Origin of the sequence: Novosphingobium rosa NBRC 15208 (assembly GCF_001598555.1) — a bacterium.
Classification (GTDB): Bacteria; Pseudomonadota; Alphaproteobacteria; order Sphingomonadales; family Sphingomonadaceae; genus Novosphingobium; species Novosphingobium rosa.
Genome location: NZ_BCZE01000084.1, coordinates 19,330 through 29,198 on the forward strand (window position 1 = coordinate 19,330; position 9,869 = coordinate 29,198).

At 65.4% G+C, this 9,869-nt stretch carries 8 protein-coding genes and 1 pseudogene; 2 read left to right on the forward strand and 7 right to left on the reverse strand.

Annotation, left to right across the window (positions count from 1 at the left end; genetic code table 11):
• Positions 1 to 5: 5 nt before the first annotated feature.
• Positions 6 to 1,148: an ROK family transcriptional regulator gene (locus SR3_RS25300; RefSeq protein WP_084455913.1), complete on the reverse strand. Its 1,143-nt coding sequence runs from the start codon at positions 1,146 to 1,148 to the stop codon at positions 6 to 8.
• 67 nt (positions 1,149 to 1,215) lie between these two features.
• Here SR3_RS25300 and SR3_RS25305 point away from each other — a divergent pair, with 67 nt between their 5' ends.
• Entirely contained in the window at positions 1,216 to 2,532 is a 1,317-nt protein-coding gene (locus tag SR3_RS25305; RefSeq protein ID WP_068092430.1) for an MFS transporter, read from the forward strand.
• Between the two features lie 298 nt (positions 2,533 to 2,830).
• Here SR3_RS25305 and SR3_RS25310 read toward each other — a convergent pair whose 3' ends face one another.
• Genes SR3_RS25310 through SR3_RS25320 form a run of 3 tightly spaced genes read right to left on the reverse strand, consistent with a single transcriptional unit; the run spans position 2,831 to position 6,976 of the window.
• Complete coding sequence (locus SR3_RS25310; RefSeq protein WP_068092433.1) at positions 2,831 to 4,294, reverse strand: efflux transporter outer membrane subunit; 1,464 nt, start codon at positions 4,292 to 4,294, stop codon at positions 2,831 to 2,833.
• A 10-nt stretch (positions 4,295 to 4,304) separates the two neighbouring features.
• Positions 4,305 to 5,846, reverse strand: coding sequence for a DHA2 family efflux MFS transporter permease subunit (locus SR3_RS25315; RefSeq protein ID WP_068092435.1), 1,542 nt, complete (start codon positions 5,844 to 5,846; stop codon positions 4,305 to 4,307).
• Positions 5,843 to 6,976 carry an HlyD family secretion protein gene (locus SR3_RS25320; protein WP_068092438.1) on the reverse strand — a complete coding sequence of 378 codons (1,134 nt, stop codon included), beginning with the start codon at positions 6,974 to 6,976 and terminating at the stop codon, positions 5,843 to 5,845. Before SR3_RS25320 ends, SR3_RS25315 begins: the two co-directional genes overlap by 4 nt.
• A 100-nt stretch (positions 6,977 to 7,076) precedes the next feature.
• Here SR3_RS25320 and SR3_RS25325 point away from each other — a divergent pair, with 100 nt between their 5' ends.
• A complete protein-coding gene (locus SR3_RS25325; RefSeq protein ID WP_068092440.1) occupies positions 7,077 to 8,006 on the forward strand; it encodes a LysR family transcriptional regulator in 930 nt (309 codons plus the stop codon).
• 31 nt (positions 8,007 to 8,037) lie between these two features.
• Here SR3_RS25325 and SR3_RS25330 read toward each other — a convergent pair whose 3' ends face one another.
• The 3 genes and pseudogenes from SR3_RS25330 to SR3_RS25340 all read right to left on the reverse strand — a co-directional run.
• Positions 8,038 to 8,385: an L-rhamnose mutarotase gene (locus SR3_RS25330; protein ID WP_068092442.1), complete on the reverse strand. Its 348-nt coding sequence runs from the start codon at positions 8,383 to 8,385 to the stop codon at positions 8,038 to 8,040.
• Between the two features lie 19 nt (positions 8,386 to 8,404).
• Entirely contained in the window at positions 8,405 to 9,136 is a 732-nt protein-coding gene (locus SR3_RS25335; RefSeq protein WP_068092444.1) for an SDR family oxidoreductase, read from the reverse strand.
• Positions 9,133 to 9,869, reverse strand: a pseudogene (locus tag SR3_RS25340) (UxaA family hydrolase); the annotation flags it as partial. The pseudogene SR3_RS25340 and the gene SR3_RS25335, both read right to left, overlap by 4 nt.

Genomic DNA, 9,869 nt, shown 5'->3' on the forward strand with positions numbered 1-9,869 from the left:
GCCCGTCACGGCAGGCTCTGTTCGGCGGTGATCGCATGGATCGGCGCCAGCGCCGCGCCGATCACCACCGCCGCGCTGCCCAAGGTCGAGGAATAGACCTGCGGCTTGGCGGCCAGATAACCATCGTCGCGCCGGGCGTTGCTCTGGGTGAGGCGGTCGGCCAGTCCTTGCAGGATCGGTGCGGGCAAGGCACCCGAGATCACCACCGCCCCGGGGTCGAGCCAGACGATGCCGCTGAGCATGGCCAGCTCCAGCTGCTGAGCGGCGCGATCGACCCAGGGCCAGATCAGGGGCGCATGCGTCTCCATCAGGCCGTCCAGATCGGAAAGAGAGGCGATGGAAACGCCCGCCTCGCGCAGGGTCCGCATCAGATCGATGCCGGAGGGGCGCGGACTGCGACCGGGGAACAGGCGGCCCACCTCACCGGCATTGCCATGCTCGCCGGGGAAGATATCGCGTTCCGCGATCAGCCCCGCCCCCACGCCATGGCCAAGAAAGAAGACCAGCACCGAGCGATGGCGGCCCAGGATCTGCGCCTGATAATATTCCGCCAGCGCGGCGGCGGTGCCGTCATTCTCGATCCAGACCGGCATGTTCAGGATGTCACCAAAAAGATGATCGAGCGGCACATCGTTCCATGGCGCCAGCCAGTCGACCATCTTGCGCCGGTTGGGATCGCCGGCCAGCGCATAGCCCGCCACGGCGACGCCCAGCCCGAGAAACTTGCCTCGCATGAAGCCATGCTGCCCGGCCAGCATGCGCAACCTGTCATCCAATGCGCGGGCGAAGAGGCGTGGATCGGTCTCATGACAGGGCACGGAATCATGCAGCAAGGGTGTCCCTGCGAAATCCACCACGGCGATTTCCAGCCAGCCGGGATGCAGGGTGGCCCCCACCGCCCAGCCGCCCTTCCCGGCAATCGCCAGCGGTACCATCGGGCGGCCCCGACCGGCCGGTCCTGCGCTTTCCTGATCCTCCACCAGCCCCAGCGCCGCCAGCTGTTGGGTGACGCGCGTCATGGTCGCGCCATTGGCCCCCATGCTCTGGGCCAGCTTGACGCGCGGCGTGGGGCCCGCGCTGCGCAAGTGCCAGAGAATGCGTTTCTGCTGCTCGGTCAGCAGCAATTGCGGGCGCGGAGGCTGGATCATGCGTGCGGGCGATATAATTTCAACATGTCAAAAAAATGAAAGCGCGGGGCGCTAACGGTCCCGGCCCATGCACGCGCCTCTTCCACCCCCCGCAGTTGGCCGCCCCGGTTTTGGCGTCAAGCTGGGCTATGCCTCGGGCAATCTGGGCAAAAGCGTGATCTGGGCCAGCTTCGAGAGCTTTTTGCTGTTCTATCTGGTGACCGTGGCCGGCATGGGGCCTTTAACAGCAGGCGCGGCGCTGGCCGCCGCCATGGTCTGGGACGGTCTGGCCGATGTCGCTGTCGCCTGGTGGAGCGACACGCGCGGGCGCCAGGATATGCTGGGACGGCTGATTGTCTGGGGCGCGCCGCTGTGCGCGGGCGGCTTTGTGTCGATCTTCCTGTCGCCCGGCCAGACGCATCTGCTGTCGGTCGCGGCGATCATGCTGTGCCGTTTCGGCTATACGCTCTGCGATGTGGGGCATAACACGCTGCTGGTCCGCGTCAGCGTCGATGAGCGCGACGCTTCGACCGTTTCGGGGATGCGCCTGATGTTCAGCGCGATGGGAGGCGGGATTGTCGGTCTTGCTTCGGCGCATGCGCTGGACATCGGCGATCCGGTCCATCGGCAGGGCGCCTTCTCCACCTTCGCAATGGCGGGGGGCAGCCTCTATGTCGTGACCTTGCTGACGGCGATGCTGGCATGCCGGACCCTGCCGCCTGTCAACGCGGGCCATGCACGGTCCTCACGGCCGCGCTTTGGCGTACTCCGGCACAACCGGGCGTTCCTGCGCGCACTGGCGGTCATTGCGCTGCAATCCTGCATCACGCCGATTTTCACACGATCCTTGCCGTTTTTCGGCCAGATGTCTCAGGGTGATGCCGGTTGGGGCGGGCGGGCCCTGATGGTGATCACGGTGGCCCAGGCCTTGTCCCTGCCGGGATGGATCGCATGGTCCCGCGTGAAATCTCCCAAGGTGCTGCTGATCAGTGCGCATGGCTGCATGATCGTGGCAATGGCGGCGCTGGCCATGACTCAGACGAGCTGGATCGCCTATGGCCCCTTGCTGGTGCTGGGCGGCGCTCAGGGCGGGATGAACATGGCGATCTGGGCGATGCTGGCGCAAAGTGTGCGAAACGCAGCAGGGAAGCCCGCCGCTGCCGAAGCCTTGCCGGTGGGCATCTTTCTGGCCGTGCTGAAATGCGCCTCCGGTGTGGGGCAGGCGATCTTTGCGGGGATCGTGGCATGGGGCCATCTTCAAGCCGCGAGCGGCGCTGGCGCATCGTCCCATGTGATGGTGGACATGGTTCTGAGTGTTGCCGCTTTGGGAAGCTTGTCCATCATGGTGACGGCCGGCCGCGGGACCTGGGGCGGTCGTGCGGCCCTGACATCAAAGCGGAATTGAACCGACATTCGCGATCAACGAGCCGAATGCCTGTAAACCTATGCCGGACTGCCGTTTCTGGTCGCCGCCGGTTATGCTGAAAAGGGACGCTTCGCCCGTCACCACATCGACCCGCTTTATCAGCATCTGGGGCACCATGTCGGGATCGACCGTGCCGTCGTTCGACGTGGGCGGATGCGGTGCCCCAAATTGCGCACATTCAGCTGAGTGAACCGGCAACCCCGAAGGTGCTGCCGATCTTCTTGGTGAAGTCGATCCCGAACCTGCTATAGCCCTTATCGATCCGGGCGGCGGCGGATCAGGGTCTGGTTCCCGCTGCCAGAGCATCGCCCGTCCAGCCCCCGGCGGTCGCCACATAGAGCCTTGCGACATCGCGATATTGCGCCGAGCGGGCCAGCACCAGATCCGCGCTCGCCCGCTGATAGAGCCGCTGGGAATCCAGAACCTGCAGAATGCCGCTGTTGCCCACCGCGAAACTGCGGCGTGACAGTTGCAGGGAATGGCGGGCCACGGCCTCCGCCTCGCGCTGCGCGTCGACCGTGCGGGCATCGGTCTGCAGCGCGCCGAGCAGATCGGCAACCTGCCCGAAGGCGTTCAGCACCGTCTGCTGATAGGTCTCATTGGCCGCATGCGCGCGATCGATCACCGCCGCCCGCTGCGCCTTGAGCGTGCCACCATGAAAGATCGGCACGGTGAGCCCGGCAAAGACATCATAGCCGCGGAAAGCGTTCTGCAGCACCTTGTCGATGGCCGGGGTGGCCTGGGTCAGCGTCGCCCCCAGCGTGATATCGGGATAGAGCCGCGCCGTAGCGATGCCGATGGCGGCGGTGGCCGCATGCAGCTCGGCCTCGGACTGGAGGATGTCGGGCCGTTTGTGGACCAGTTGCGAGGGCAGCGTCACCGGCAGCGACATGGGCAGGGTCAGCCCGGCCAGATCGACATCGACCGGCCCCAGATCCGCCGGGGCCACCCCCACCAGAATGGCCAGCAGATGCCGCGCCTCGGCCAGCTGCTGATCGAGGGCGGGCGGCACGGTGCGGTCGGCGGTGTATTGGCTCTGCGCGTTCAGCACCTCGACCAGCGTGCCCTCGCCGCCCTGCTGCCGCTTGCGCGTCAGGTCGAGGGTGCGGGCATCGTCCTCAAGGATCGCCTGCTGGGTGGCGATGCGCGCGCGAATGGCGGCAATGCCCAGCACCTGACCGACCACCTGACCGGCCAGCGCCAGATGCGCCGCCTCGGTCTGGCGCTGCTGCGCCTCGGCCTGAGCAGCGGCCTGTTCGACCTGACGGCGCAGTCCGCCGAACAGGTCGAGATCGTAGCTGACCCCGCCCCCCACCGAATAGAGCTGGAACTCCGGATTGCCCGAAGCCCCCAGCGCGGCGGCATTGAAACCGAAAGCGGCCAGATTCACCTGTTCCTGATCGAAACGCGCATTGGCATCCAGCTGGGGCAGGCGCTTGCCCGCAACCGCGCGCAGCTGCTGGCGGGCGGCGGCCAGCGTGGCATCGCTGGCCGCCAGGCTGTGATTATGCGCCAGAGCGCGGTCGACCAGCGCATTGAGCTCGTCCGATCCGAAGGCCCGCCACCAGTCAAGCTGCGGCCCTTCGCCGATCACCGCCAGTGGCTGCGCGGGCATGGCGGTCTGGCGTTCGGCAGGCGGAGTATAGGCTTGCCCGGCGGGCGCAGCGGGCCGCTTGAAATCGGGGCCGACGGTGCAGCCGGCAAGCAAGGTGGTCAGAAGCAGGAGGCAGGGCAGGCGCATGGCGTTCGGATCAGTCCAGATGCATGGCGGCTTCGCTGGCGCCCGCCGCCGCCTGCGGCCGGCGCAGGAAGAGCAGCAGCGGGATCACCGCGACCGTCACGAGGAAAAGGAACCAGTAGGAATCGATATAGGCCACCATCGAGGCCTGCCGGGTGATCGCAGCATTCATCCGCGCGACCATCACCGGCGCATGGAAATCGAAACCGGGCGAGGTGTTGGCCAGCACCGGATTGTCCGGCCGCACCGCCTCGGTCAGCCGTGCATGGACGATGGCCGTGTTGCGGATCGTCATGGCCTGAAGCGCGGAGATGCCGATGGCCGAACCGATGTTGCGGATCAGGGTGAACATCGCCGCCCCCTCGTTGCGGCAGCGCGAAGGCAGCGTGGCAAAGGCGATGGTGGAGAGCGGCACGAAAATCAGCCCCGTGCCCAGCCCCGAGACGATGCCCGAGGCGATCATCAGCCGCTGATCCATCTGCAACGAGAAGCTGGCCATCTCATAGGTCGATGCCGCCGCCAGCATGAAGCCCGCAAGGATCATCAGCCGCGGGTCGAAACGCTTGATGAGGAAGCCCGCCAGCGTCATCGACACGAAAGAGCCCACCCCGCGTGGCGCGGTGACCAGCCCCGTCAGCACCACCGGATAGCCCATCAGCCCTTCCAGCATCGGCGGCAACAGCGCCAGCACCGAGAAGATCAGCACGCCCAGCACGAAGCCAAACAGGCAGCCCAGCGTGAAATTCACATCGGCGAACAGGCTCAGATCGATGAAGGGATGTTTCGCCGTCAGCGTATGCGCCACGAAAAGATAAGCAAAGAGCAGCGCGCAGCCACCCTCGACGCAGATTTCCACCGAGCTGAACCAGTCCTTGGTCTGACCGCGATCGAGCATCAGCTGCAGCGAACCGATGGCCAGCGCCAGCATGGCAAAGCCGAACAGGTCGAGCCGGCTGCGCGCCGCCGTCTTGCTGTCGCTCAGGAACAGGCTGAGGCCCAGAAAGGCCAGCGCACCGATGGGCAGGTTGATGAAGAACACCCAGCGCCAGCTCAGATTGTCGGTCAGCCAGCCACCCAGCGCCGGGCCGATGATAGGGCCCAGCACCGCCCCCATCGCCCAGACCGACATCGCGGGGCCGTGCCGTTCGGGCGGATTGATGTCGAGCAGGATCGCCTGACTCATCGGCACCAGCGCCGCGCCGAACATGCCCTGAAGCAGCCGGAAGCCGACGATGCCCCCCAGCGAGGAGGCAAAACCGCACAGGCCCGACGCCACGGTGAACCCCACGATCGAACACAGCATCAGGCGGCGGCGCCCGAAACGCCCGGCCACCCAGCCCGTCATCGGCGTGCAGATCGCGGCGGCCACGATGTAGGAGGTGAGCACCCAGCTGATCTCATCCGCCGAGGCCGAGACACTGCCCTGAATATGCGGCAGGGCCACATTGGCAATCGTGCTGTCGAGCGAGTTCATCACCGTTGCCGCCATTACCGAAGCGGTGATCAGGCGGCGGATCGCCGGATCGGGATAGGCAGCAGCCTGCCCTCCGCTCATCGCGAGCCGCCGCCAAAGAGATGGCGCCGGAAGCCGGTGTCGACAGTGACATCCACGCTGAGCCCGGCATGCAGCGGCAGATCGGCAGGCGGATTGTCGATCTCGAACTCGACGGGCAGGCGCTGCACCACCTTCACCCAATTGCCGGTGGCGTTTTCCGCTGGCAGCAAGGCAAAGCTGTTGCCCGTGCCGGGGCTGAAGCTGCGCAACCGCCCGGTCAGATGCAGGCCCGGGAAGGCATCGACAGCAAAAGTGGCGGGCTGGCCGATCCGCATGTGATCGAGCTGGTTTTCCTTGAAATTGGCCTCGACCCACAGATGGGCTCCGGCCAGCGAAAAGACCGGCCTTGCCGCTGTGACATTGTCGCCCGGCTGCAGCTGGTTGACCTTGGTGACGATGCCGTCCTGAGACGCGCGCACCACCGTATAGCCCAGATTGAGCCGCGCCCGATCGAGCTGGGCCTGCGCTCTTTTCACCGCAGGCTGCTGCTCAGTCGGGCCGTCCACCGTTCCGGCCAGAGACGCGGCAATGCCCGCATTCTTCTTCCGGCTGGTTTCGATCCCCTGGCGCGCTGTCTCCTCGGCCAGCACGGCGCGATCATATTGCGCCTGAGAGGAAATCCCCTCGCCCATCAGCTGCTTCTGCCGTGCAGCCTCGCCCAGGGCATAGGTCAGCTGGCTGCGCGCAGAGGCCAGTTCGGCCTGGCCCTGGCCGTAATTGGCGCGCAGGGCTTCGACCTGGGTCCGTGCATCGGCCAGATTGGCCTCCGCCTCGTCAACCGCTGCCTGATAAGGCGTCGGATCGATGCGAAACAGCACCTGCCCTTGCCGTACCGACTGGTTATCATGCACCTCGACCGCCGTCACCGGCCCGCTGACATTGGCTGCGACCGAGACCAGCCCGGTCTGGACATAGGCATTGTCCGTCGACTCATAGCGTCCCCCGTGCAGGTAAAAGAACAGGGCCGCGGCGATGGCCAGCACCGGCCCTACCAACAGGGCCGTCACCCGCAGGCGCTGGATCGCTGTTTTCCCGTTCCGCTCCGCCTGAGGCTGGGGTGCCTCAATCACCAGATCGAGGTTGGCGGCTACGGCCTTTTCGAATTCTTCCGATCCTGCATGCGATGTCATAGCATCCGTATTTCGCGGCTCTTTCAAGGAATGCTTTCCTTTAAGCTCATCCCGATATAAATCGAATGACTATTCTTCACACCCGACATGAGCAAGATTCATGGCCGAAATCGATCTCAACCTGCTGCGGGTTTTCGATGCCCTGATGGAGTTGCGCTCTGTCACGCGCGTCGCCGATCGCCTTGGCCTGACGCAATCGGCGGTCAGTCACGCTCTGGGCCGCTTGCGCCGGATGCTTGATGATCCACTGTTCATGCGCGGGCCACGCGGGTTGCAACCCTCGGCGCGCGCCGAACAGATCGCGCCAAACATCAGCGCCAGCTTGCAGCAATTGCGCGAGGCGCTTGCTCCGCCACACTTCACGCCCGCTTCAGCGCTGCGCACATTCACCATCGCGGCAGGCGGCTATTTTTGCCGACTGATCTTGCCGCCGCTGCTGGAAAGGCTTCGGCACGAAGCGCCCACCATCAGCCTGCAAGTCACGCCATTGATCGAAGGCGGGATGGCGATGCTGGACCGCGGCGCGATCGACTTTGCCCTGGGAGGACTGCAAAATCTGCCCTCCCGCTTCGTTGTCGAGCGCCTGTTCCATGACGATATGGTATGGATCGCGGCCAAGACCCATCGTTTGGCGCAGCAACCATGCGACCTCAGCGCTATCCTGAGCACTCCCCGGGTGCGGATCGCTCCTCATCGTCCGTTCCTGACTCTGGAAACGCCCGAGGATGAAAACACAGGCGCCATCGATCCATTCCTGCAACGGAATCGTGACGGGGAAGCCGAAGCGCCAGCGGTGGTCTATGATTCCCAGACTGCGGCGGCCATCGTCGCCAGAACGGATATGGTCGCCTGCATTCCCCGCCGTATTGCCGAACGCGAAAAACGAGGTGAGGACATCGTCGTGCTGATGGCAGCCTGCCCACCGCAGACAATCAACCTGGCAATGGTCTGGCACAACCGCCGTCGCTCCGATCTGGGCCATATGTGGCTGCGCTCATTGATATCGGAAGTCACGAACCATAGCGAATGACGCATGACAGAAGGGCTGCGACAGCGGTGCTTCAGGGTTGTTCGGCCAGTGAGAAGATGCGGTTGGCCACAGTCCATTTGGCCTGCCGCTCCGCCCAGGGCAGCGGCTGCTGGACGGTGTCCATCCGCCTTTCCCAGGCCTCTACCGCCGGGATCGTCAGGTCGGCGCTGATCCGCTGCTCAGGATCGTGATCCTCTGAGGTCTCCACGACCATGACGAGGCGGTTGCCGGTGCGATAAATCTCCATCGCCACGACACCGGACTCCCGAATGTCGGCGCACACCTCGGAAGGCACCGCGCCAGCCGCATGCCAGTGTTCATAGCGCGCGATGGCATCGGCCTCGTCGATCAGGTCGATCAGAAGAATTTGGCGCGGCATCAGCGTCTTGACCTTGTGCTCAATTGACCCACCCGCCGTCGATAACGTGAACCGCGCCGGTGGTAAAGGCAGCCTCGTCGCTGGCCAGATACAGCGCCAGCGCGGCAATTTCCTCGGCGTTGCCGAGCCGACCCATCGGTTGCCGCGCGATAAACGCCGCCTGCGCAGCAGCATAGTCGCCGGTATCGTGCAGCCGCTGCTGGAGCGAGGGCGTGTCGATGGTCCCCGGGCAGATCGCGTTGCAGCGCACACCCTGCCCCACGAAATCGGCCGCCACCGCCTTGGTCAGCCCGATGACGCCAGCCTTGGTCGAACCATAGGCGAAGCGGTTGGGAATGCCTTTGACCGAACTGGCAATCGAGGACACGTTGACGATGGCACCGCCACTGCGCGCCAGCATGCCCGGCAGAAAGGCGCGAATGGTGTGGAACATGCCCGTCATGTTGATCGACACCGCCTGCGCCCACTCCTCCTCGGTGCAATCGAGGATGGTGCCCGCATGGACGATGCCGGCGATGTTGGCGAGAATATCGATCCCGCCAAGCTCCTGCGCCAAGGCGCTGACCGCCGCGGCATCGGTCACGTCGAGAGCCCGCGTTTCGCAGCCATCAAGCCCTTCGAGCGCCGCAAGATCCCGATCCGTCGCGATCACCCGCGCGCCTTCCGCCGCATAGAGCAATGCCGTGGCGCGCCCGATGCCGCGCGCCGCCGCTGTAATCACGGCCACCTTGCCTTGAAGCCTTCCGGTCATGCTTTCGTCCTCATGGTTGCGGTCGGCAGACAGGCCGGCCCGATCGGCTCGAAAGCCTTGTAGGTCAGGATGAATTCGCGGTGGCCGAGCGTTTCGGACACGCTGCGCTCGCCGCCGGCCACCGCCAGCACCGCCGCCACGATCTCTTCGCCCACCATGTCCAGCGTCGCTTCGCCATCCAGGATGCGTCCGGCGTTGATATCCATGTCCGCCGCCAGCCGCCGGGCTGTCTCCGGGTTGGCGCAGACCTTGATGACCGGCGAGATCGCCGAGCCGACCACCGATCCGCGCCCGGTGGTGAACAGCGTCAGATGGCATCCGCAGGCGATCATCTCCACGATCTCGGCATTGTCCGAGATGTTGGGGAAACCGAAGCGCGGCTCGCCATCCGGCACGACATCGAGCAGATAGAGGCCCCCGGCCGGGGGCAGATCGCCGGGCTTGATCAACCCGCTGATCGGCGAGGAGCCCGATTTGGAATAGGCCCCCATCGACTTTTCTTCCTGCGTCGTCAGGCCGCCTTCCGCATTGCCGGGGGCAAAGCTGCCAAAGCCCATGACGGTGTAATAGCGCTCGGCCTTCTCGACACAGGCGACGATCTCGGCGCCCAGTTCCGGGGTCACCGCCCGCGCCGCCATGATGCCCTCGCAGCCCACCAGTTCCCCGGTTTCCTCGAAGATGCAGGCCGCGCCTTCGGCCACCAGCCGGTCGAAGGCGCGGCCTACGGCGGGGG

Coding starts and splice junctions, on each gene's coding strand:
- SR3_RS25300 (WP_084455913.1), bottom strand. CDS start 1,148: ATGATCCAGCCTCCGCGCCCGCAATTGCTGCTGACCGAGCAGCAGAAA.
- SR3_RS25305 (WP_068092430.1), top strand. CDS start 1,216: ATGCACGCGCCTCTTCCACCCCCCGCAGTTGGCCGCCCCGGTTTTGGC.
- SR3_RS25310 (WP_068092433.1), bottom strand. CDS start 4,294: ATGCGCCTGCCCTGCCTCCTGCTTCTGACCACCTTGCTTGCCGGCTGC.
- SR3_RS25315 (WP_068092435.1), bottom strand. CDS start 5,846: ATGAGCGGAGGGCAGGCTGCTGCCTATCCCGATCCGGCGATCCGCCGC.
- SR3_RS25320 (WP_068092438.1), bottom strand. CDS start 6,976: ATGACATCGCATGCAGGATCGGAAGAATTCGAAAAGGCCGTAGCCGCC.
- SR3_RS25325 (WP_068092440.1), top strand. CDS start 7,077: ATGGCCGAAATCGATCTCAACCTGCTGCGGGTTTTCGATGCCCTGATG.
- SR3_RS25330 (WP_068092442.1), bottom strand. CDS start 8,385: ATGCCGCGCCAAATTCTTCTGATCGACCTGATCGACGAGGCCGATGCC.
- SR3_RS25335 (WP_068092444.1), bottom strand. CDS start 9,136: ATGACCGGAAGGCTTCAAGGCAAGGTGGCCGTGATTACAGCGGCGGCG.